The 21,725-nt window shown below is 65.2% G+C and carries 17 protein-coding genes and 1 pseudogene; 5 read left to right on the top strand and 13 right to left on the bottom strand.

Translation table 11 applies throughout. The features are described from left to right. Window positions 1-99: 99 nt before the first annotated feature. Window positions 100-1,029 carry an urea transporter gene (locus PIN31009_RS09735; RefSeq protein WP_174997069.1) on the top strand — a complete coding sequence of 310 codons (930 nt, stop codon included), beginning with the start codon at window positions 100-102 and terminating at the stop codon, window positions 1,027-1,029. 399 nt (window positions 1,030-1,428) lie between these two features. Here PIN31009_RS09735 and PIN31009_RS09730 read toward each other — a convergent pair whose 3' ends face one another. Next, window positions 1,429-2,955: a cryptochrome/photolyase family protein gene (locus PIN31009_RS09730; protein WP_150790096.1), complete on the bottom strand. Its 1,527-nt coding sequence runs from the start codon at window positions 2,953-2,955 to the stop codon at window positions 1,429-1,431. 101 nt (window positions 2,956-3,056) lie between these two features. On the opposite strand from PIN31009_RS09730, the gene PIN31009_RS09725 reads away from it, so the two are divergent. Continuing rightward, window positions 3,057-3,524: a hypothetical protein gene (locus tag PIN31009_RS09725; protein WP_150684014.1), complete on the top strand. Its 468-nt coding sequence runs from the start codon at window positions 3,057-3,059 to the stop codon at window positions 3,522-3,524. Window positions 3,525-3,859: 335 nt separating this feature from the next. On the opposite strand, the gene PIN31009_RS09720 is transcribed toward PIN31009_RS09725, so the two are convergent. The 9 genes and pseudogenes from PIN31009_RS09720 to PIN31009_RS09680 form a co-directional block, all read right to left on the bottom strand. After that, a complete protein-coding gene (locus tag PIN31009_RS09720; RefSeq protein ID WP_150684013.1) occupies window positions 3,860-4,369 on the bottom strand; it encodes an MgtC/SapB family protein in 510 nt (169 codons plus the stop codon). 51 nt (window positions 4,370-4,420) lie between these two features. Then, window positions 4,421-5,581, bottom strand: a complete 1,161-nt coding sequence (gene dinB, locus PIN31009_RS09715; RefSeq protein ID WP_150790095.1) for a DNA polymerase IV — start codon at window positions 5,579-5,581, stop codon at window positions 4,421-4,423. A gap of 94 nt (window positions 5,582-5,675) precedes the next feature. Further along, window positions 5,676-6,437: a hypothetical protein gene (locus PIN31009_RS09710; protein ID WP_343039029.1), complete on the bottom strand. Its 762-nt coding sequence runs from the start codon at window positions 6,435-6,437 to the stop codon at window positions 5,676-5,678. Between the two features lie 99 nt (window positions 6,438-6,536). Continuing rightward, window positions 6,537-7,574 carry a CaiB/BaiF CoA transferase family protein gene (locus tag PIN31009_RS09705; RefSeq protein ID WP_150790094.1) on the bottom strand — a complete coding sequence of 346 codons (1,038 nt, stop codon included), beginning with the start codon at window positions 7,572-7,574 and terminating at the stop codon, window positions 6,537-6,539. 263 nt (window positions 7,575-7,837) lie between these two features. Then, window positions 7,838-9,001, bottom strand: a pseudogene (locus PIN31009_RS09700) (CaiB/BaiF CoA transferase family protein); the annotation flags it as partial. Between the two features lie 61 nt (window positions 9,002-9,062). Then, window positions 9,063-11,090: an aconitase family protein gene (locus tag PIN31009_RS09695; protein ID WP_150790093.1), complete on the bottom strand. Its 2,028-nt coding sequence runs from the start codon at window positions 11,088-11,090 to the stop codon at window positions 9,063-9,065. Window positions 11,091-11,216: 126 nt separating this feature from the next. After that, the gene (locus PIN31009_RS09690; protein ID WP_150790092.1) at window positions 11,217-12,293 is read right to left on the bottom strand and encodes an ABC transporter substrate-binding protein; all 1,077 of its coding nucleotides are present in this window, start codon (window positions 12,291-12,293) and stop codon (window positions 11,217-11,219) included. A gap of 133 nt (window positions 12,294-12,426) precedes the next feature. Further along, window positions 12,427-13,347, bottom strand: coding sequence for a LysR substrate-binding domain-containing protein (locus PIN31009_RS09685; RefSeq protein WP_150790091.1), 921 nt, complete (start codon window positions 13,345-13,347; stop codon window positions 12,427-12,429). Window positions 13,348-13,837: 490 nt separating this feature from the next. Beyond that, window positions 13,838-15,625 carry an ABC transporter permease gene (locus PIN31009_RS09680; RefSeq protein ID WP_217426777.1) on the bottom strand — a complete coding sequence of 596 codons (1,788 nt, stop codon included), beginning with the start codon at window positions 15,623-15,625 and terminating at the stop codon, window positions 13,838-13,840. A 327-nt stretch (window positions 15,626-15,952) separates the two neighbouring features. Between PIN31009_RS09680 and PIN31009_RS09675 the strand changes: the two genes are divergently transcribed. The 3 genes from PIN31009_RS09675 to PIN31009_RS09665 are packed head-to-tail and all read left to right on the top strand — an operon-like array spanning window position 15,953 to window position 18,380. Then, window positions 15,953-17,077: an ABC transporter ATP-binding protein gene (locus PIN31009_RS09675; protein ID WP_150790090.1), complete on the top strand. Its 1,125-nt coding sequence runs from the start codon at window positions 15,953-15,955 to the stop codon at window positions 17,075-17,077. Window positions 17,078-17,100: 23 nt separating this feature from the next. Beyond that, window positions 17,101-17,895, top strand: coding sequence for a thymidylate synthase (locus PIN31009_RS09670; protein WP_058379463.1), 795 nt, complete (start codon window positions 17,101-17,103; stop codon window positions 17,893-17,895). Continuing rightward, complete coding sequence (locus PIN31009_RS09665; RefSeq protein ID WP_150684005.1) at window positions 17,892-18,380, top strand: dihydrofolate reductase; 489 nt, start codon at window positions 17,892-17,894, stop codon at window positions 18,378-18,380. Before PIN31009_RS09670 ends, PIN31009_RS09665 begins: the two co-directional genes overlap by 4 nt. A gap of 49 nt (window positions 18,381-18,429) precedes the next feature. Here the strand turns inward: PIN31009_RS09665 and PIN31009_RS09660 are convergent, their stop codons facing one another. From PIN31009_RS09660 to PIN31009_RS09650, 3 genes are all read right to left on the bottom strand, one after another. Then, window positions 18,430-19,896, bottom strand: a complete 1,467-nt coding sequence (locus tag PIN31009_RS09660) for a sensor domain-containing diguanylate cyclase (protein ID WP_150790089.1) — start codon at window positions 19,894-19,896, stop codon at window positions 18,430-18,432. A 305-nt stretch (window positions 19,897-20,201) separates the two neighbouring features. Next, window positions 20,202-20,915, bottom strand: coding sequence for an ABC transporter ATP-binding protein (locus PIN31009_RS09655; protein WP_150790088.1), 714 nt, complete (start codon window positions 20,913-20,915; stop codon window positions 20,202-20,204). Then, the gene (locus PIN31009_RS09650) at window positions 20,912-21,712 is read right to left on the bottom strand and encodes an ABC transporter ATP-binding protein (protein ID WP_058379466.1); all 801 of its coding nucleotides are present in this window, start codon (window positions 21,710-21,712) and stop codon (window positions 20,912-20,914) included. Before PIN31009_RS09650 ends, PIN31009_RS09655 begins: the two co-directional genes overlap by 4 nt. Between the last annotated feature and the right edge of the window lie 13 nt (window positions 21,713-21,725).

The raw sequence follows: 21,725 nt of genomic DNA, 5'->3' as shown, positions 1-21,725 counted from the left end.
CAATGACATCGCACTCATCGCACGAGCCGCCGTATGCCACCGTCCCGCTCACCGTCATTTCCGGTGCCGCTTTCTACGTCGTCTTCTCCGGCCGCGCCTATGGCCGCGTCAGGCGCCCTCGCCCCCTATCGCTGGCTGGCCGCCGAACTTCACGGCCTGACGGCCAACTTCGCGCAGATTTACTTCATTCCATCGGCCGGCATCGGGCTGCTGCTGCTCGCCGTGCTCATGCTCGCCGATCGACCGGCCGCGCTCACGGGGCTGGCAGCCAGTGCGGGCGCGTGGCTCGTCGCGCTGGTGCTGCGCTTGCCGCGTGACGCCCGGCGCAACGGGTTGTTCGGCTACAACGCCGCGTTGACGGGCATCGCCTTCGGCGCCCTGTGGCAACCCGATCTCACGTCAGCCGTCTGGTTAGCGGTGTGCGTGTGCCTGACGGTCATCGCATCCGCCGAACTCGCCCGCCATCGACGCCCGGCACTCACCGGCCCCTTTGTCGGCGTGATGGCGCTGTCGTGGGCAATGCAGCCGTGGCTAGGGCTGCTGCCGCGCACCGGGGCACTTGCCTGCGATACGGGCACGCCGGGTTTCGTCTTCTGCTCGGTCGGTCAAGTCGTATTCGTCGCCCCGCTGGTGCTCGGCTTGCTCACTTGGTACGTACTGGCGCTGTGGAACGCCCGTGCGACGGTCTGGGCGCTGGCGGCGGGTGTGGTGGTATGGCTGGGCATCGCGTTGCTGGCACAGCATTGGCCCGCGCTGGCAGGGCAAGCGGGCGGCATCGGGGTGAACGGATTTCTGGCAGCACTCGGTCTGGGTGCCTTCCATCGCCGCCCGGGTGTGCGTGTGGCGGGGGCCGCGCTTGCCGGTTTGATCTGCGTCGTTCTGGGCGCCGTGTTGGGACCGCTCGGCTGGCCGTATTTCACACTGCCGTTCAACCTTGCGGTGTGGACGTTGCTCGCCGTCACACGGGCCGGCCGCCCGTTGACAAAACACGCGCTGCCCCACAACGCCGAAGCCTCGCTGCGGCCTTGAGCGCGGGCAAAAAAAAGCCCGAAACCGTAAGGTTCCGGGCACTCGCTTGTCGCTAACCCCGTGATTCGAAGCTGCCGTCTGCGCGGCAAAGGTGTTTAGCTTCCCCGTAGTGTGGTTTTGGCCTGCCCTCGCTCGTATTCCGAGCACTTCCATCGGTCTTGCTCTGCTTCCTCCCTGACACCGGATGCAACGGCAAACGCCCCCCGACGTTGCCAGCCGCTACCGAAGCCCAGACCTCTTTCGTGTCTTACCTGTATCAACGGATGAGCGTGAAGAAAGTTGACCGGGGTATACGCGAATATATGCGGAAATATACGTAAATTTGACTGCGTGTGGTCGGCTCCGGCCTCGGTCAGCGACTTCAGTCAGCGACCTCAGCCAGCCACCTCGGACGCCCCCTCAGTCAGCCGCCTCATCGTCCGCATTGCCATCCGACGTCGCCGGTGTTTTTACCACGGCATAGCGCGCGAGCGTTTCCTTGCGCGCCACATCGTGCGCGACGCGCGGCTGCGGGTAATCGCGGCCGAGTTCGACCTTGGCCAGCGCCAACACCGGTGCGTCGACGCGCCAAGGGGCGTGAATCGCCTTGTCGGACAGATTGGCCAGTTCAGGCACGTATTTACGGATAAAGCGCCCCTGCGGATCGAACTTCTCCGACTGGGTCACCGGATTGAAGATGCGGAAATAAGGCTGCGCATCGCACCCCGTCGAAGCCGCCCATTGCCAGCCACCGTTGTTCGCGGCCAGATCGAAATCATTGAGCGCCAGCGCGAAATACGCCTCGCCGCGCCGCCAGTCGATCCCCAGATCCTTCACCAGAAAGCTCGCCACCACCATGCGCAGGCGGTTGTGCATATACCCGGTCTGATTGATCTGACGCATCGCGGCATCCACCAGCGGATAGCCCGTGCGGCCGTCGCACCACGCCTTGAAATCATCGTCCGCCGCCGGCCCCGTCGCCCATTGAATCGCGTCGTAGGCGGGTTTGAACGCGTTGCCAACGACTTGCGGATGGTGATGCAGGATCATGAAGTAGAACTCGCGCCAGATCAGTTCGCTCAGCCATGTCTGCGCCCCCGCGCCGGCATCCCCGCCCCGGAGCATGGCGGCGTGAGCTTCGCGCGCGAGCGTGCGGATGGAAATGGTGCCGAAACGCAGATGCACGGAGAGATAGCTCGGTCCGCGTACCGCGGGATAGTCGCGGCGTTCGCGGTATTGCCCCATGCGTGGCAGAAAGTCGTCGAGCAATTGCTGTGCGCCCGCCTCCCCCGCCGGGATCGCCATGCGGCGGTCCGCAGGCACATCGAAGCCGAGTGCCGCCAACGTCGGGATCTCCGTTGATGCCTGCGAGTCTCCGGCCACCTCCCCGTCCCCCGCCCCGGGCACCGCCAGCCGCTGCATATCGGTACGACGGCCGTGGGGCGCGAGATCGACAGGTCGCACCTGCTTGAGCCACGCCCGCTGGTAAGGCGTGAAGACGCTGTATGGCTCGCCCTGCGCGGTCAGCACCTCGTTCATCTCGAAGATGACCTGATCCTTGACGTGTTCGAAGCCGATCTCCGCGTCATCCAGCAACCGGCTGACCCGACGGTCGCGCGTCACGGCCTCCGGCTCATAGTCTCGTCCTGCGAAGACCGCCTGCACGCCAAGCGACTGCGCCAGCGCCGGAATCACGTCGACCGGGTCGCCGTGACGCACGATCAGCGCACCGCCGGCCGCCTCGAGGCTCTGCGCCAGTGCCGTCACGCTTTCGTGGATGAACGCGACCCGCCGGTCGTCGCGCGGCAGGCCCGACAAAATCGTCGTGTCGAACACGAACACGACATAAACCTGCCCACACGTCGCCAAGGCTTGCGCCAGCGTCGCGTTGTCGGTGCAGCGCAAATCGCGCCGCAACCACACCAGTCCCTTTTGAAATTCAGTCATGTCAGATCGGCGCGACACTCTCGTGCCGGTTTCGGTTTGGTCCGTCAAATCCCGTACCATAGCGGCATCGCGGACTTTATGCCATCGGCGTCGATTACCTCATGTCTCGGACGTTTCCGACTTTGGCCTGCGCTCGCGCGGGCCGGCTTGCTGCCTTCCCCTCTGCCTTGATCCTTGTTGCCGCCAGCTTGCTTGCCGGCTGCGCCACGCCATCGAAAGCGCCCCCTGCGGCGTCGAAGACCACGCAACCGGCGCCCGATGCCGCCACGCTGCGCGAGCGCCATCTGGCTGCGGCCAACGCGGCGGCGGATCAGTACCGGACTTGCCTGTACGGACACGTCGCGCGCTATGTCAATCTGGTGCCCGATCCGGCCCGGCTTGCCGACGAAGCCGCCGTCGAATGTGCGCCCATCACCGAGCGATTCCGGCGTGAACGGCAGGCGGCTATCGTCACCTACACGACGGCCACCGATGCCGCCCAGCAGGCTGACGCCGCCACAGCGACGCTACAGGCTGACGGCCAGCGCGTGGCGCGGGCCCGTGCCACGGAGCTGCGCGCGCTTCAGTGAAGGGATTCGGGGACGGTGCCGGGTCACCGGGCTGAGCCTCGTTGAAATGGCAAACGCCAATCAGTGGAAGGCGCCCCCAAACAGCCGTTCGTTGCCACCACGCGCTGCCTACGCGTTCTCCCGAGCGTGCTTTCCCTAATCGGGCAAGCCCCGATTGGCGAACGGTACTCGGTTGACCAAAATGAAATCGCCCTCTTACGTCCTTTTGGGGGTACTGCGACAACGTCATTTGCCCGCTTCGGCGGGCATTTTTCTTCGGTATCCGCAGGAATTTGTCCGCCGCATCCTGAGCAGGGAGGGCGCGATGTGCATCTTTTCCAGACATCAGACGGAAGTCACTTGTCGTCGGGCCCACGCGGCGCCGACGCGTCCCCGGCAGCCGCTTCCGGCGATGGATCGTCGTGGCCCAGCCAGCGGTGTGCGAGGGCTTCGATTCGCCCGCCGACTGCCAGCACGATAAGCAGCAGCACCATCGCCACGAGCGCGATGTGCCAGCGCCCCAGCCCGCAAATGATGCCGATGCCGGTCGTGCTCCACAGCGCTGCTGCCGTGGTGAAGCCGTGCACGTTGGCACTGCGCCCCGAACGCACGATGCAGCCTGCGCCCAGAAAACCGATCCCGGCCACGATGCCCTGTACGACGCGGCCTACCGACGACGCGTCGGTCGCTACATCAGAACCGGGAAACGGCACCACGGCCAGCACGAACAACGCCGAGCCGAACGAGACGATGGCGAGCGTGCGCAACCCCACCGATTTGTGATGCAAGTTACGGTTGAGCCCGACCAGTCCGCCCAACAACAACGCGGCCGTGAGCCGCAGCGTAACTTCGATGATCTCCGTCATCCCGTGCCTCCCTACCCGCGTGCGCCAGTGTGATGTCGCATTATGGCTTGCTTATGCGCTTGCTGCGTCCCCTTCCTGCGCGGCGGCAGACACGTCGACCGCGACCTCGTCCTCGACCGGCACCCCGACCTCGATCTCGCCCCAGTCGTCGAACAATCGCAACTGACGCGCTGCCTGCGCTTCGAGCAAGCGCACCCCCACCCCCATCAGACGCACCGGACGGCGACGACGCCCTACGGCCTCGGCGAGCAGTTGGCGGCATTGCACGGCGTCGACACCGAGCGCCCCTGCCTCAGCGGTGGTACGAGAAAAGTCTGCAAAGCGCACTTTGACGAACACCTTGGCGATCGCGACCGGCTCGCCACGCCGTGCCCGTGCAATCCGTTCGTGCAACTGCCGCATCAGCGGCTCGAACGCCGCCTCGCAATCGGCAAGCGTTCGAAGGTCGCGCGTGTAGGTGGTTTCCACGCTGATCGATTTGCGCTCCCGGTCGGGCGTCACTTCCCGCGTATCGATACCCCGGCAGCGCTCATGCAGACGCTGCCCGAACACGCCAAAGCGCTCGGTCAGTTCCGTCAACGAGTGGTTACGAAGATCGCCGCAGGAATCCACGCCAAGCGCACGCAGTTTCTCGGCCGTGACTTTCCCGACACCGAACAGGCGCTCGACCGGTAGCGCGGCAACGAAGGCGTCGATCTCGGCCGGCCGCACCACGAACATGCCGTCCGGCTTACGCCAGTCGCTGGCAATCTTTGCAATGAATTTGTTCGGGGCCACGCCGGCGGACACCGTCAGCCCGACTTCCGCCGAGATGCGCGCGCGGATCTCGCGGGCGATCAAGGTGGCCGAGCCCTCACACCGCTCACTATCCGTGACATCCAGATAGGCCTCATCGAGCGAGAGCGGTTCGACCAGATCGGTGTAATCGCGATAGATCGCCATGATGCGTTGCGACGCTTCGCGATATCGCTCCATCGTCGGCGCAATGATACGCAGATCGGGGCAAAGCTTGACCGCCTGTGCCGACGGCATGGCGGAGCGCACACCGAACGCGCGGGCCTCGTAATTACACGTAGCGATGACACCGCGCTGATCGGGCTGTCCGCCCACGGCCAATGGAATGCCCCGCAACGACGGGTCGTCACGCATCTCGACCGAGGCATAGAAGCAATCGGCGTCGCAGTGGATGATTTTGCGTGTGAGGGGCAGCATGGATCAGGGCGGAAAACACTGTGCAAATATACAGCATTCGCCCATTTATCGCAGCCTATGAGGCACTTCTCCGCCACGCCGCCACCAGCGCCTGTTACCGCACCGGCAGGAACTGCAAAAACTGCGCACCGAGTAGGTTTTGCACATAGCCGATGCCCGCGCGCCGGTACTTCTCGTCGAGCATTTCGGCAAGCAGGTCCAGACGGCCGATGATCTTGCCGAATTCCCGCTCGAAGCTCACGTTGGTCACATCGGCCATCTCGTTGGCGAGAAGCAGCGGCCGCCCGGACAAATCGCGACGGCTGGCCAGTAGCCACGCAGCGATCTCCACATTGCGTGCGGCGTTGTAGATGCGCTGCGCGTCGAGCCCGTCGCTCAAATAGAACACGGTGCTGCCGCCGTGCGCCGTGATGATGGTGTCCGACAAACTGAACACGAAGGCCGCGACGCGATCGCCATCGAATGCCGGATCGAGTGAGCGCGATAGTGCCCTGACGTCACGCAGGTCTTTCAACGCCGCCAGATTGCGGCGCCCTTCGACCGCTGCGCGCAGTTGCGCCATCGCTTGCACTTGCGTGGCGGCACCGCTCTTGCGCCATTCGCGCGGATTGCGTTTGTAGAGCTTGTCGGCCAGCAGATAGAGACTTTCGAGATTGGCCCGCATGCCGAGCGTTGCCATGCGGTTGATGTCGGTCTGCGCAAGATCGGCCGTCGTCATCGACGTGGAGCGCACCTTGCCGTGATCGACCGGTGTCTCCTGATACGACGCGCAGGCGCCGCACAGCGAGGCCATCGCAACGAGGCAGGTGAAGCGACGTGTCTTGCGCAGGGTGTCGAAGTCAGGCAATCGAATCATGAGCAGGTCGTAATCGGCAAGCGACGACTCTACGCGATCAACGAACGTCGTTGCGCCACGACGCGGCGGAATTTTGTGACATTCGGTAACACCCCCACCTCAAGCTCTCAGCACATCCGCCACCCCGGCGAACAACGGATGCGCCATCGCCTCTTCGAGTCGCAGCACCGGTGTGACACAGCAATCGGCATTCGCAAACCGTGCCGTCCAATCGGCTTGCGACGCGCCGGCAAAGACCGCAGCCAACTCCGCCTGCAAAGCGCGCGCATCGTCGCCGCCGACCGGTTGCCCGAGCATCCAGTGCCGCGCTTTCCATCCGGGGCGATCCAGCACGTCGCACAACGTCTGCCAGAACTTGAGCTCCAGTGCGCCCACCGCCATGTACCGTCCGTCCTGCGTGCGATACACCTGATAGCACGGCACACCGCCGTTGAGCAGGTCTTCGCCCGCACGCGCAGCGCGCCCCTGTCGATGCACCGCCACGGCCGGCACCAGATTGGCGCGAAAGACTTCGTGCGTCATCGACACGTCGAGCCACCGTCCGCGCCCGGTCCGCAGTGCCGCAAAAAGCGCCGCCAGCACCGCTTCGACGCATGCCTGTGCACCGCCAAACAAATCGCCGATCTGGAAGTTCGGCACGATCGGCGCATCGCTCGCATCGCATAGTTGATCGAGCACGCCCGCGTAACCGATGTAGTTGATGTCGTGACCCGCTGCCTGCGCCAACGGTCCCTGCTGTCCGTAGCCGCTGATCGACGCCATCACGAGCGATGGGCGATGCGTTGCGAGCGTCTCGAAGCCGAAGCCCAGACGCTCCATCACGCCCGGACGAAAGCCTTCAAGCAGCACGTCGGCGCGTGCCACGTATTCAAGAAACACCGCCCGATCCGCCGCCTGCTTGAGATCGAGCCGTTCCACCGATTTGCCGCGATTGAGCAACCGCCAGAACGCACTGGGCGGCGCCTCACCCTCGCGCAACATCATCTCGCGGGCATAATCGCCCGCGCCGGTGTCTTCGATCTTGATGACCTGCGCGCCCATCTCTGCAAGGCGCAGGCCAGCCAAAGGGCCGGGGAGCAAACGGGTGAGATCGAGTACGGTAACGCCGGCCAGCGGCGCATCTTGAGAGGCGGTCATGGGGTAGCGGCAATAGGGTTATCGGGCGACTGCCTGCTACCGTATCGCGCCTCACCCTCTGCCCGCAACCAGACGAACCCTCATTCGCCCTCGGACTTGTCTGAATTCGCAGCGTTGCCGCCGACTGTCGACGCCATCGCGCCCGTGGCATCGGCCGCGGCGGACCTCGGCGCCTGTCCGTCGGGATGCCCTTCATGTCCCTCATGCCCTTCATCCCCGGGCACGCCAGACGGCCACGCAATGACGCCCTCGGCCAGCAAGCGGGCAATCTGCACGTCGCGATATCCGATCTCGCGCAGAATCTCGCCGGTATGCTCACCGACCGTCGGCAACGGCATGCGTGCGGGCAGGCGCTGCCCCGCCATGGTGATCGGCAGCAGAGGCACGGCGGTGTGCTCACCGTCGTCGGTGGTCAACTCGCCAAGGCCGCCGCTCGCTTGCAGATGCGGGTCGTCGAACAGGGCCTGCGGGGCGACGATAGGCGCGAACGGCAAGCCATGGCGTTCGAACGCGGCCGACAGGTAGTCGGCGTCGTAGCCCTGCACCATCTCGCGCAGCAGCGGCATCAGCCAGTCGCGCGCGAGCACACGGTCGTTGTTGGTGGCGAGCCTTGCATCGTCGGCCAGATCGCTGCGCCCGAACACGTCGCAGAAGATGCGCCACTGCGTATCGCTCACTACCGCCAGAAATATCTGCACGCCGTCGCGTGCGGTAAACACGTCGTAGATGCCCCACGCCGACACGCGCGCAGGCATCGGCGCCGGTGCCACGCCCGTGACGGCGTACTGCTGCATGTGCTGCGCCGCGAGCAAAACGCAGTTCTCGAAGAGCGCGCCCTGCACTTCCTGCCCGCGCCCCGTGGTCTTGCGCTCATAGAGCGCCGCCAACGCCGCCAGCGCGCCGAACACACCGCCCATGATGTCGTTGACCGATGCGCCAGCGCGCAACGGCTGCCCCGGCGGCCCCGTCATATAAGCGAGCCCGGCCATCATCTGCACCACTTCGTCGAGCGCCGTGCGCGCGGCATACGGCCCCGGCAGAAACCCTTTGAGCGAGACATAGACGAGCGCGGGGTTGAGCCGCGCGAGCGTCGCGTAATCGAGCCCGATCTGCCGCATGCGTCCCGGCTTGAAGTTTTCGGTCACGACATCGGCCGTCCCCACGAGCCGCAGCATCAGCTCGCGCCCCTCCGGACGCGTAACGTCGACGGCCAGACTGCGCTTGTTACGGTTGAATGTGCGAAAGAAGCCCGCACCGGTGCCGAGCAACCGGCGCGTGGCGTCACCGCTCACCGGCTCGACCTTGATGACATCGGCGCCGAGATCGCCCAGCACCATGCCGCACGTCGGGCCCATCACCATATGAGAGAACTCCACCACGCGGATGCCTTGCAGTGGCATTGGCGTCGCGCGAACGGCATCCTGCATGTGCTGCCTCCTCTACTGCGCCGCACATCGCCGGACAAACGGGCCATGCGAGGCGCATTGTCTAGCGCGCGGGGAGATGCCCGCCGGCCGGATGGTTCGACGCGAGACGCGCTGGCGGTACGCCGCGCGCGCTGCGTTGCAATTGATCGAAACCGACGATGTAGCCGGCCAGCGCGCTCGCGGCGACGGTCGCCGGGCTGCCGAGCCACATCTGACCGGGCCCCGAGCGGCCCGGGAAATTCCGATTCTGTGCACTGATGACGACGTCGCTTGCGTTGCTCGACGCCCCGGGGCCTGCGTTCACGCAAGCGCCGCAGCCGGGCGACAGCAACGTGACACCGGCCGCCTCGAACACGTCGGTGTAGCCCTGTGACTCGCACCACGTGCGCACGTCCTCGCTGCCGTATTGCAGGTAGAAGCGCACGCCGTCGGCCACATGCATGCCGCGCGACAGCCCCCATGCGAGTACGTCGTGGCAAGCGCGCAGATCGTCTCGCTTGCTGCCGGTGCAAGAGCCGCCATAGGCGATGTCGATGCGCACGGGCGCAGCCAGCGCGTTGAGGGCGACGCCGTTGCCCGGGTCGCCGGGGCTGGCCACCATCGCGCCCACGCGCGCGCAGTCGATCTCGATGACGTGGGCATACGACGCCTGCGCGTCGTTCGTCATCCACGGCTCGAGCGCCATCGCCGACCCGCGCCGTTCGTTCAGATACCGGACCGTCTCGGCATCGGGCACCACAAGGCCGGTGAGGCCGCCGATCTCGGCCACCATGTTGGTCAGCGTGGCGCGCTCGTCGGTCGACAGATGCGCTACCGCTTCGCCCGCGAATTCGATGATCTGGCCGATGGCCCGGCCGTCACGGATGTAGGGCAGATGCAGCAAATGCAGCGCGAGATCCTTCGCGCCGACCCCGGCGGGCAACTGTGAGCGCAGATGAACCAGACACGTGCCCGGCACGACCAGACGGGCATCGCCCGTGAGCCACGCATTGGCCATTTCCGTCGCACCGACACCGAAGGCAAACGCGCCGATGGCGCCGCAATGTGGCGTGTGCGAATCGGTGCCGACAACGACCTGCCCGGGCAACGCATAGCGCTCCAGCATGATCGCGTGACAAATGCCTTCGGAGCCGCCACCCGGTATGCGGCCGTGCAGACGCAATTGATGTTTCGCGCAGAAGTCGCGCTGCACCGCGCCGAGTTGGTGCGCGGCTTCAATCAGCGCTGGCGGCCGGTTGCCGCCCGTCATCGCGTCGAGATGCGTCAGGTGGTCTTCAAAACAGAGAATCGATGCCGGATCGTGCAGCGACGGGGCCCCGCCGCCTGACGCCTCGAACGCATGATGCAGAAAACTGACGGCCATCGGCGTGACGTATTCGTGGGAAAAGCGCCAGTCGGCCGGCACGAAGACGGCGTCGCCCGCGCGAACACGCGCAACACCCAGCGCACGGGCGATGATCTTCTCGCCATACGTCATGGGCCCCGGCGCATGCGCGGGGCGCGGCGGCACGATCTCTCCTGCCAGCCGGCGCCGCGTATAGCCGAACAACCCGCCGCTGCGCACGATGGCTTCGCCGAGCACGTCGCAGTCTTCCAGAAACGCTTCGACGGGTACCGCTTCGCCCGCGAGCAGGCGCTCGACGAGCGATTGATCGGTCGATGTCAACAGACCCAGATTCTGGCAATTCTGCGCATAGATGCGCTCCAGACTGTCGGCGATCACCAGCCGGATGCCCGCACACCATTCGGCAAACGGACTCGCCTCGCGCGACGACCCTTTGCCGCGCCGCGTGCCGGACACCGACAACGCAAAGCCGCCTGAGCGCACCGACTTTGGCTTGACAGGGAAAACACCCGCCGGATCGGCAGCGCTGTCATTGCATCGCAATCCAACATAAACGTAGTCGCCCAGCGTGTCGTCGAAGGTGAGACACGCCCACGCCGGGGTCATTTCGTCGGTGGAAATCTGGTCGCGCAAGGTGCCGGCGTCGGCGCGGGTCAGATCCTCGCCGGCAAGTTGCCGCGTCATGGCCTCGGCGCTGTCGCTCAACCAAAGCACACGTCCGGTCAGTCGCACAGTGGTTTGCATGTGATCGCTCCTGGAATGTTCCCGCATCGGGTCACCCGTTCGGATCGCAAGTTCCGTGCCCAAATCGGGCCTCGGAGACGTAGCGGCGGCTGAATTTCGAGGGCATGACGTCTAAACGCGCGTTCGTCAGGGGTACTGGCGATTCGCCTGCGTGGCAAAAGTGTTGGTCCACGTATCGCCGAGACGAATCTGCGCCGGCTTGACCTCCGGCGTGAACGACGCCAGCGCACGCAAGGCCGTGGCAGGACCATCGGCCGGCATCATGCCGTCGGGCGAAAACGCTTCGCGGCAGTTGGCGAAGGCCTTCAGGTAAAGCGTCTTGTCCCCCAGCAGGTAAGGTTCCGGCACCGTCTTGAGCAACTCGGCCGCCGAGGCGTGTTGCAACCACTTGTCGGCGCGCACGATGGCGTTGGCCAGTGCCTGAACCGTGCGGGGGTTCTTCTGAATGAAGCTCTGCGGCGCGTACATCACGGCCGCCGGCATCGGTCCGCCGAACATGGCACGGGTGCCCGCCTGCGTGCGCGTGTCGATAAGCACCTTGATGTCGCCCGACTCCTGAAGCAGCGTCATCATCGGATCGACGTTGGACACCGCGTCGACTTGCCCGCCGCGCGCGGCCGCCACCACGGTGGCATTGGTGCCCACGCCGACGATGGATACGTCAGACGGCTTGAGTCCCGCCTTGGCGAGCGCCACGTTGACCAGCATGTGCGTGCTCGAACCGGGGGCACTCACACCGATGCGCATGCCCTTGAGATCCTTCACGGCCTTGACGTCGTTGCTGTGACTCTTCACCACGCCGAGCACCAATTGCGGGGCGGCGCCGAGCACGACGAACGACTGGTAGGTCAGGCCTTTGGTCTGCATCAGCAAGGTATGTTCGAAGGCCCCGGTGCCGATATCGGCACTGCCGCCCACGACGGCTTGTAAGGCTTTGGAGCCGCCCGCGAAATCGTCGATGGTGACGTCGAGCCCTTCGTCTTTGAAATAGCCGAGTTGCTCGGCGATGGTCAGCGGCAGGTAATACAGCCCGGGCTTGCCGCCCACGGCGATGGTGATCTTGGGTTTTTCCAGCGGCTGGGCAGGGGCGGCGCGCGCCGTACTGCTCAGGCTCAACGCTATGAGGCCCAGTGCCATCAGGGCAAGTACAAGCACCAGACGGCCCACTACATCGCGCACGCGGCGCGCTTCACTCTGTGTCATCGCGAGTCTCCTCCCGTGGGATCGGGACGCAGGCGCGCTCCGGCTCGTCGGCCAGAATCGCTATCGGCTCCCAGAGCATCCGCCGCCGGGGTGGCGGCGACAAGATGTGTTTCGGCATGCCAGACATCGCCGTTCACGATGCCTCTGCACTTCCGCGCGCGCACAGATGATCCACCAGCATGCGCGAGGCCACCGGCAAGGCGTCGTAACGCCGTACGCACACGATCAGCCGCCGTTGCGCCCAACTGTCGGTAAGCGGCACAACGCGCAGCGCCTCGCCGTCCGGCACCTGCGAGTAGACGCCTACCGCCTCGCGCGGCGCGACGGCCATGCCGAGGTTGGCGCGCACCATGCGGCACACGGCCTCGAACGTCGATACGTGAATGCGGAATTTGACGGTCTTGCCCTGCTCGGCCGCGATGCGGCGCAGGACGGTGTACATGGCGCTGTCGGGATGCACGCCGATGTGGTCGAAGTCGAGCGTCTCGGTGAAGGCCAACTGACTGGCATTGGCGAGCGAATGCTCCCGATGCAAAACGGCCACGATCTGGTCGTGGCGATAGGGGAAGACTTCGACGTCGCGCGTGTCGACGGCGTCCCAGCAGATGCCGATGTCGGTCGCCCCTTCTGCCACGCCGCGCACCACCTGCGCGCTGGTGTGTTCTTCGAGATCGACCTTTACGCCCTCATGGCGGCGCAGGAACGCGCCGAGTTCATCGGGCAGCGTCTCGACGATGGACGACACATTGGCAAAGATGCGGATGTGGCCGCGCACACCACTGGTGTATTCGGACAAGTCGCCCTGCATCTTCTCGAGACTGCGCAACACATTGCGTGCGTGGTGCAGCAGCGCTTCGCCGGCCGGCGTGGCGCGCACCCCCCATTTATGCCGTTGCAGCAACGCGGAGCCGACCAGCGATTCAAGGTCGTTGATACGCTTGCTGACCGCCGATGGGGCGATGAATTCGCGCTCGGCGGCGCGGGCAATGCTGCTCTCCTCGCAAACGGCAACGAATAGACGCAGCGATACAAGATCGATCCGCCAAAGCGCCATGCCAGTCTCCCGAAGGCACTGCATTGACCGCGATTGTGCGACGCGAGGGGTAAAAATGCCACTTCGATACCGCTTTTCCCCGGTTCGCCGGCACACGAAAACAACACTGAAGCCCCGTTGCCACGCTTAGCCCTGAGGTAACAGCTGTGGCGCGCAACGGTCGGTCGGGGGGATGGGAGGTACGGTAAGACGTCAGGTTGCAACAACCCGCCGGACGCCACGCGTCCGTCTCGGTAAGCCGGTGCCGGTCCCTCCCAGGCGCCGCTAACGCATCGCTCCGGACACCAGAACGGCACTCCAGCCGCCGTCTGCCGTGTTAAACGATGCCTCAGGCGGCGGTGCCGACGCCATGGCCATGAACAGCCAACATTTGCAAATGACGATCGCAATCATTTTGTTGACGCTCAGTCTCCCCGGTAACGTTGCCGGGTCTGATTCGACTATAGTGCGGCGCTATCGCAGCGGCAACCGATAAACGTTTCAGTATTTTTCAAGCGCGTCGGGCGATCGCCCTTGCCAGCACCAGCACCGGCAGCAAACCGACGGCCACGAGCGTGAGCGCCGGTACCGCCGCCTCGGCCAGCCGTTCATCGGCGGCCAGATGACTGGTGACCACCGCGAGCGTGTCCATGTTGAAGGGACGCAGCGCCAGCGTGGCGGGAAGCTCTTTCATCACGTCGACGAAGACGAGCAGCGCCGCCGTCAGCACGCTGCCGCGCAGCAGCGGCAAATGCACCCGCCGCAGCATGGACCACCCGCCCACGCCGAGACTGCGCGAACTGGCATCGAGATTGGGGGAAATTCTGGCGAAGCCCGCGTCTACGCTTTGCAACGCGGCAGGGAGGAATCGCACGAGGTAGGCGTAGATCAGCACACCGGCCGTGCCCGCCAGCACCAGCCCGTCGGCACCGAACAGGTCGCCGAGCCAAGTGTCCAGCCGCAGCACCGGCGTGAGGATACCAAGCGCGATCACCGCGCCCGGAATCGCATAGCCCACGCCGACGAGGCGTACGGCCGCCCGCGTGGCGCGGCCCGGCGCCTGTCGCTGTGCGTAGCCGAGCACGATCGCGAAGAGGCTCGCCACGAATGCCGCTGCGCCCGCGAGCCGCACGGTGTTGTAGACCCATTCCCCATAGCGCGACCACGGCACCTGATCGAGTTCGGAGACTGCCAACCGCAGCATGATGACGGCGGGCAGCAGGAAGCCGATGACCAGCGGCAACAGGCAGAGGAGCGTGGCCAGCCAGCCGCGGCCGCCCTTGAGCACCGTGCGGCGTGCGGTGGTCGGTGCCCTGCCCGGCGCCCCGTAGTAGCGCAGGCGTGCGCGCCCGCGTGCTTCCAGCGTCAGCAGTACCAGCACGGCGGCCAGCAGACAGACCGACAGTTGAGCCGCAGCAACGCGGTCGCCCATCGACAGCCATGCCCGGTAGATGCCGGTCGTGAACGTGGGCACCCCGAAGTAGGCAACGGCGCCGTAATCGGCCAGCGTCTCCATGAGGACCAGCGCCACGGCCGCCACCAGCGCCGGGCGCGCCAGCGGCAGCGCCACGCGCCAGAACGCCTGCCACGGGGTGCAGCCCAGCGTGCGGGCCGCTTCGAGGAAGCGCTGGCTATGGTCGAGAAACGCCGTGCGGGCCAGTAGATAGACATACGGATAGAACGCCCCGGCGAAAACCCACGCCGCGCCATACCACGAGCGGATCTCGGGGAACGCGCTCAGGCGGTCGACGCCCAGCGTCTGCCGCAGCGCCGTTTGCACCGGGCCGGAAAACTGGAGGAAGTCGGTATAGGCGTAGGCCGTGACGTAGGCCGGCATGGCGAGCGGCAGAATCAGCGCCCACGCCAGCACGCGCCGCCCGGGGAACGCGTAGTGCACGACAAGCCACGCACTCGACACCCCCATCGCCAGCACGCCGACGGCTACCGCCAGCGAAATGCGCAACGAGTTCAGCGCGTACTCGGGCAAGACCGTGTCGAGCATGTGCGACAGGATGGCACGCGTGTTGGCGTCTCCGGCACCAAGGGCGGCCACGATGCCGAACATCGGCACGAGCACGATCAGCGCCGGCAGCCATGCCGCGAACTGCCATAACCCTTTGCCGTGGCCCAGCCGCAGACGCGCGACGCGCGGTGCGCTCGGGAGGGCGTCGGCTATCCCAACCAATGCCGCTGCCGGCGCCGCAGCGCCGTCATCGGGGCGGGTCGTCGGTTCGGCGGTCGGTCCGCTGGCACCTTGGGCAAGATCGGAAGCGGCGCGCGGCGGGGGCGTCGAGGGCATCGGCAAATCGAATTCAGTGGGTCGGTTGACGGGTCAATCGGAACGTATGGGGGCACGTGGCACGCCCGGCAGCCGCCGGCACAGACCTCGTGAGGGAACCGGCAGACGTTCACCGGTCTAAACGTGCTGTAAATTATACGCATTCGCAATCGCGTCTCTGACTGCCCGGGTTGCCGGAAAGTGCCCGGCGGGCATTGGCCCGGTTTCAGGTCAATGAATCGTCTCGATGTCGTCTCGATGAGTTGCCGGATAATTTGCCCCGCTATCGTCCGGGCGTCCGGGCGTCCGTGCGTCTGTGTTGTTTTCTTCGTGAGCCCCTCGCCTTTCATGTCTCTGCCCTACCTGCTGCTCGACCACATCACCGTCACCTACGACACCGCCGGCCACGCCCACACGGCCGTGCGTGATCTGTCGCTGTCGCTTGCGCGCGGAGAAATCGGCTGCCTGCTCGGCCCGTCGGGCTGCGGCAAGACGACGGTACTGCGCGCCGTGTGCGGTTTCGAGCCGTTGGGCGGCGGGCGTATCGTGCTCGACGGCCACGAAGTCGCCAACGCGCAGGCCAGCGAGCCGCCTGAACGACGGCACGTCGGTGTGGTGTTTCAGGATTACGCGCTGTTCCCGCATCTGAACGTGGCCCAGAACATCGGCTTCGGGCTGGGACGCATGCCCCGCGGCGAACGAAACTCACGGGTCGAAGACCTCGCCGAGCGCGTCGGCCTTGCCGGGGCGTTGCGCAAGTATCCGCACGAACTCTCCGGCGGCCAGCAGCAACGGGTGGCGCTCGCCCGCGCGCTCGCCCCTTCACCGGCACTGCTGCTGCTCGACGAGCCGTTCTCGAATCTGGATCTCGACCTGCGTGAACGCCTCGCCGTGGAAGTGCGCGAGATCATTCGCGCCAGCGGTGCCACAGCCATTCTCGTCACGCACGATCAACACGAAGCCTTCGCCATGGCCGACCGGATCGGCGTGATGCACGCGGGCGCTATCGCGCAGTGGTCACCGGCCCGCGAGCTTTGGCAGACACCCGCCAACCGCGTGGTCGCGGATTTCATCGGGCGCGGCACGTTGGTCCCGGGGTCGTTTCGTCAGCAAGGCGAGGCGGGCAGCATCGCCCTCGAAATCGGGGAAATCGCCGCCACACCCGCGCTGGCGGCACAGTTGCAGCGCTCGGTATTTGGCGAGACGCCGTTTGCCGTCGACGTGCTGCTGCGCGCCGACGACATTACGCACGACCCGGCGAGCCCGTTCGAGGCCACGCTTGTGCGGCGGGCATTTCGCGGGGCCGATCAGCTCTATACCCTGCGGCTTGCCTCGGGCCATGAAATCATCGCCCGCGTCGATGGCGATCTGACGCATGAAACGGGAGAACGCGTGGGCCTGCGGCTCACGGTACGGCACCCGGTGGCGTTTGCCGCGACCACTTCGGGGACACCGTCACCCGGAGGCTGGTAAAATCCGCCAAAACGGATGGACTTATGAAACAGTACCTCGACTTCATGCGCCATGTGCTCGACCATGGCACCGAAAAGACCGATCGCACCGGCACGGGCACGCGCTCGGTCTTCGGCTATCAGATGCGCTTCGACTTGCAGGCCGGGTTCCCGCTCGTCACGACCAAAAAGGTGCACACCAAGTCCATCGTGCACGAACTGCTGTGGTTCCTTCAGGGCAGCACGAACGTGCGCTACCTTCAGGAAAACGGCGTCTCGATCTGGAATGAATGGGCCGATGCGGACGGTGAGCTTGGCCCCGTCTACGGCGCCCAATGGCGCTCGTGGCCGACACCGGACGGCAGCCATATCGACCAGATCACCCAGTTGGTCGACCAGATTCGCAAGAACCCCGACTCGCGCCGCCTGATCGTCTCGGCGTGGAATGTGAGCGAGATTCCGCGCATGGCGCTGCCGCCCTGCCACGCGTTCTTCCAGTTCTATGTGGCGGACGGCAAGCTGTCGTGCCAGTTGTATCAGCGCAGTGCCGATATCTTCCTTGGCGTGCCGTTCAACATTGCAAGCTACGCGCTGCTCACGCACATGATGGCGCAGCAGACCGGGCTGGAAGTCGGCGACTTTATCTGGACCGGCGGCGATTGCCATCTGTACAACAATCACCTCGAACAGGTGCGCACGCAGCTCGCCCGCGAGCCGTTCCCGCTGCCGAAGCTCGAAATCTCGCGCAAGCCGGACTCCATCTTCGATTACCGCTACGAAGATTTTCATATCGTCGGATACGAAGCGCATCCGCATATCAAGGCGCCGGTGGCCGTATGACCCTGTTGACACTGGTGGTAGCCCGCGCCGAGAACGGCGTGATCGGGCGCGACAATCAATTGCCGTGGCGCCTGCCGGAAGACCTCGCGCACTTCAAACGCACCACGCTTGGCAAGCCGATCGTGATGGGCCGCAAGACGTACGACTCGATCGGCCGTCCGCTGCCGGGACGCCGCAATATCGTGGTGTCGCGCAATGCCGACCTGAAGATCGAAGGGTGTGATGTGGCGGGCTCGCTGATCGACGCCATGCGACTGTGCGTCGGTGCGGAAGAGATCTGCCTGATCGGCGGCGCGCAGTTGTACGCCGAGGCGCTGCCGAGCGCAGACAAGGTGATCGTCACGGAGATTGCGAAGGCATTCGAAGGCGACGCGCACTTCCCGGCACTGTCTGCCGGACAATGGCGTGAAACCGCGCGTGAAACGCACCACTCGCCGGCGCCGAACGACTTCGACTACGCGTTCGTGACTTACGAGCGGATCTGACGCGGGCCTGATGGCCTGACGCCACCCGCTTCATCGCTTCATTCAGCCATCACGCGCTAAGGTTGCTGCGCTGCGCATCGATGGCTGGGTTGGCGGCACTTACCCCACTCCCGGTATTCCCTGCATTGCTCGCGCTGTCGTCAACGCGTGCCGCCATATGAATGCGGTCGCGTCCGAGACGTTTTGCCGCGTAGAGCGCCTCGTCGGCCTGCGCGATCAGCCGCTCCGGTGTGTCGCTCGCGTCATTGGCTTTCGGCACGTGGGTCGCGCATCCGACACTCACCGTCACATAGCCCAGCGGGCCGGGACCGGGCCGCGCCAGCGCACGCACACTCTCCGTGACACGCGTCGCCACGAACTGCGCACCGTTCACGTCGGTGTCCGGCAACACGATCACAAACTCTTCACCGCCGTAGCGCGCCACCAGATCGGTCGGGCGATGGGTCGCCCGCATGAGCGCCACGGCCACGTTCTCCAGACACTCGTCGCCCACGGGGTGACCGTACAGATCGTTGTATTTCTTAAAGTGATCGACGTCGACCATCAACAACGATAAAGGTCGCGCCGTGCGGCGAGCCAATTCGAAGTCATGCGGAAACCGTTCGTTGAAATAGCGGCGGTTGAAGATGCCGGTCAGCGCGTCGCGATTGCTGTACTCGATCAGGCGCAGGTGCGCGCGCGTGAGCTCGCGATAGAGCCGCGTCACCTCCCACACCAGTACGCAAACGAGCAGCCCGGGCGCCGACATGCTGAACAGACGCGCCAGATACCAGCCGAGCGAGAAGCGCACCGTGCTCATGAGACTGAGCAGCGTGTCGGTCACGCAGGCGAGCACGGCGAGGGCCACCCATACGTCGAGCACCGTACGCAAGCGCCCCAACGACAGCACGCCACCGAGCGCGGCCAGATTCAACAGGAGCAGCACGAACGCGGCACCGCTATCGGAGAAGTCACCGGGGGCGGTCGCCGGCGCCAGTGCGGGCGGCAGCGGTACGGCAAGCGCCGTCAGGCACAACAGCACCGCCACGATGAGCGGTAAGCCGACGAACATCCAAGTCGCCCGTCCGGGCGGCGGTAACTGCGTGATCGACTGCGGCGTGAACAGACGCCGCGAGACCATCGCGACGAGCACCAGAATGGGGAACCCGGCATGCCAGAACACCCAGATCCAGCCGGATGTGCTCGGGCGGGCGCCGAACAGGCCCTGCGGCGAAAACAGCCCCGGATACGTCAGCAACTGCATGGCCACGGTGAGTGCAGCGAAGGCGTAGGCACCGGCCAGCAGCCCGTACACCGGCAGGCGGCTGACTTGAAATTGTGCGGCGAGGAGAAACGAGACGATGGTGGCCGTGGTGAAGACGGTCAGCCCGCACATCGGCAGGAACGGCGCCACGGCCGGCAACGGCGACGTCGCCTGCGGGGCCGCGAGCACGAGTGCGCAGAGAATGACGAGCGCCAGACAGCCAGCGAGCGCTAGTTGCGCACGCGACGCACGCTCCATGAGAAAGCCGTCCATGAATGTCCTTTCCGCCCGTTTTCACGCAGCATGCACCAATTCCGGTTGACTGCCAATCGGCGTACGGACAATCACCCTTCCTTGCCCTTCACCGCGCGGCACGCCATCCTTTGCGCTGGTCGATTTCACCGCTGACAGGGCCGTTCAATGCGAAAACGGCATCGACAGCGGGTGATTTACACCCACCGACGATGCCGTTGAAATGCCCCCCCAACCGACGACGAGCGTTCGACGTCATATCGGTGCCACCCGGGCACGGGGAGCCGGGCAGACGCGCCGCCTCCCCCGCCTCCCCCGCCTCATCATCAACCGCCCAGATACGCCTCCAGCACACGCGGGTTGTTGAGCAGGTTGCGACCGGTGTCGTCGAGCACGACCTTGCCGGTTTCGAGCACGTAGCCGTGTTGCGCGATCTTCAGCGCCTGACGCACGTTCTGCTCCACGAGGAAGATCGTCAGCCCGTCGGCGTTGATTTCCTTGAGCGTGTTGAAAATGCCCTGCACGATGATCGGCGCCAGCCCCATCGACGGCTCGTCGAGCAGCAGCAAACGCGGACGCGCCATCAGCGCACGGCCGATCGCCAGCATCTGCTGCTCGCCGCCCGACAAGTTGCCGGCCATCTGCTCAAGACGCTCCGACAGACGCGGGAATCGCTCCAGCACCTTGTCGAAGTCCGCCTTGATGTTCTGCCGGTCGCGGCGCGTGTACGCCCCGAGTTCGAGGTTCTCGCGCACCGACATCGTCGTGAGCGTGGCACGGCCTTCGGCCACCTGCACCAGCCCGCGCTGCACGATCTTGTTCGGGGCCAGACCACCGATGTCCTCGCCTTCGAACAGAATCGTGCCGGCTTGCTTCTTGATCAGGCCGGACAGCGCGAGCAACGTCGTCGACTTACCCGCCCCGTTGGCCCCCACGAGCGAGGTGATCTCGTGTTCGCGCAACGAGAAATCGACACCCTTCACGGCCTCGATATGCCCATAGGCCACCTTCAGGCCCTTCACTTCGAGCAATGCGCTCATGCCTTGTCCTCCCCGCTGGCTGCGAGTGCGGCGATATCCTCATCGTCATCGCGGCCCAGATAAGCCTCGATCACCTGCGGGTTGTTCTTGATCTCGTCCGGGTTGCCCTCGGCGATGATGCGGCCGAAGTTCAGCACCGCGATACGCTCGCACAGGCCCATCACGAAACGCATGTCGTGCTCGATCATGAAGATCGTGTAGCCACGCGCCTTGATGTTCTCGATCTCGCTCATGAGATCGACCTTCTCGCCCGTGTTCATGCCGGCCACCGGCTCGTCGAGCAGCAACAGCTTCGGCTCGGTGGCCAGCGCGCGGGCCAGTTCGAGCTTGCGCTGATCGCCGTACGAGAGGTTGTCGGCGATGTCGTACGCCTTGTGATCGAGCTTCACCCACGAGAGCAACTCGTGCGCACGCTCGCGCGAGCGCTTCTCCATGTCGCGAAAGCCCGGCAGCGAGAGCAGCAACCCGGCCGGTCCGTACGTGAGATGGCGATGCATCCCCACCACCACGTTCTCGATCAGCGTCATCTCTTTGAAGATGCGGATGTTCTGGAACGTGCGGGCAATGCCGCGCTGCGTGATCTTGTGCGGCTTCTGCCCCACCAGACTTTCGCCGTTGAACGTGATGCTGCCGCCGGTCGGCTGCAACAGGCCGGTGATCAGGTTGAACACCGTCGTCTTGCCGGCGCCGTTCGGCCCGATCAACCCGAAGATAGTGCCCTGCGGCACCTCGATATTCACGTCCTGCAACACGTGCAGGCCGCCGAATCGCTTGGAAATATTAGTCAGCTTGAGCATGTCGTATCCCCCG

This window comes from Pandoraea iniqua, assembly GCF_902459685.1.
GTDB classification, from domain to species: Bacteria; Pseudomonadota; Gammaproteobacteria; order Burkholderiales; family Burkholderiaceae; genus Pandoraea; species Pandoraea iniqua.
This window is presented reverse-complemented; position numbering and strand designations above follow the sequence as displayed.

What these genes read in the sequence shown, in the direction of transcription:
- PIN31009_RS09725 (WP_150684014.1), top strand. Translation starts at nt 3,057, where the DNA reads ATGTCTCGGACGTTTCCGACTTTGGCCTGCGCTCGCGCGGGCCGGCTT.
- dinB (WP_150790095.1), bottom strand. Translation starts at nt 5,581, where the DNA reads ATGCTGCCCCTCACACGCAAAATCATCCACTGCGACGCCGATTGCTTC.
- PIN31009_RS09710 (WP_343039029.1), bottom strand. Translation starts at nt 6,437, where the DNA reads ATGATTCGATTGCCTGACTTCGACACCCTGCGCAAGACACGTCGCTTC.
- PIN31009_RS09675 (WP_150790090.1), top strand. Translation starts at nt 15,953, where the DNA reads ATGTCTCTGCCCTACCTGCTGCTCGACCACATCACCGTCACCTACGAC.
- PIN31009_RS09685 (WP_150790091.1), bottom strand. Translation starts at nt 13,347, where the DNA reads ATGGCGCTTTGGCGGATCGATCTTGTATCGCTGCGTCTATTCGTTGCC.
- PIN31009_RS09690 (WP_150790092.1), bottom strand. Translation starts at nt 12,293, where the DNA reads ATGACACAGAGTGAAGCGCGCCGCGTGCGCGATGTAGTGGGCCGTCTG.
- PIN31009_RS09665 (WP_150684005.1), top strand. Translation starts at nt 17,892, where the DNA reads ATGACCCTGTTGACACTGGTGGTAGCCCGCGCCGAGAACGGCGTGATC.
- PIN31009_RS09705 (WP_150790094.1), bottom strand. Translation starts at nt 7,574, where the DNA reads ATGACCGCCTCTCAAGATGCGCCGCTGGCCGGCGTTACCGTACTCGAT.
- PIN31009_RS09695 (WP_150790093.1), bottom strand. Translation starts at nt 11,090, where the DNA reads ATGCAAACCACTGTGCGACTGACCGGACGTGTGCTTTGGTTGAGCGAC.
- PIN31009_RS09730 (WP_150790096.1), bottom strand. Translation starts at nt 2,955, where the DNA reads ATGACTGAATTTCAAAAGGGACTGGTGTGGTTGCGGCGCGATTTGCGC.
- PIN31009_RS09655 (WP_150790088.1), bottom strand. Translation starts at nt 20,915, where the DNA reads ATGAGCGCATTGCTCGAAGTGAAGGGCCTGAAGGTGGCCTATGGGCAT.
- PIN31009_RS09735 (WP_174997069.1), top strand. Translation starts at nt 100, where the DNA reads ATGGCCGCGTCAGGCGCCCTCGCCCCCTATCGCTGGCTGGCCGCCGAA.
- PIN31009_RS09720 (WP_150684013.1), bottom strand. Translation starts at nt 4,369, where the DNA reads ATGACGGAGATCATCGAAGTTACGCTGCGGCTCACGGCCGCGTTGTTG.
- PIN31009_RS09670 (WP_058379463.1), top strand. Translation starts at nt 17,101, where the DNA reads ATGAAACAGTACCTCGACTTCATGCGCCATGTGCTCGACCATGGCACC.
- PIN31009_RS09650 (WP_058379466.1), bottom strand. Translation starts at nt 21,712, where the DNA reads ATGCTCAAGCTGACTAATATTTCCAAGCGATTCGGCGGCCTGCACGTG.
- PIN31009_RS09680 (WP_217426777.1), bottom strand. Translation starts at nt 15,625, where the DNA reads ATGCCCTCGACGCCCCCGCCGCGCGCCGCTTCCGATCTTGCCCAAGGT.
- PIN31009_RS09660 (WP_150790089.1), bottom strand. Translation starts at nt 19,896, where the DNA reads ATGGACGGCTTTCTCATGGAGCGTGCGTCGCGTGCGCAACTAGCGCTC.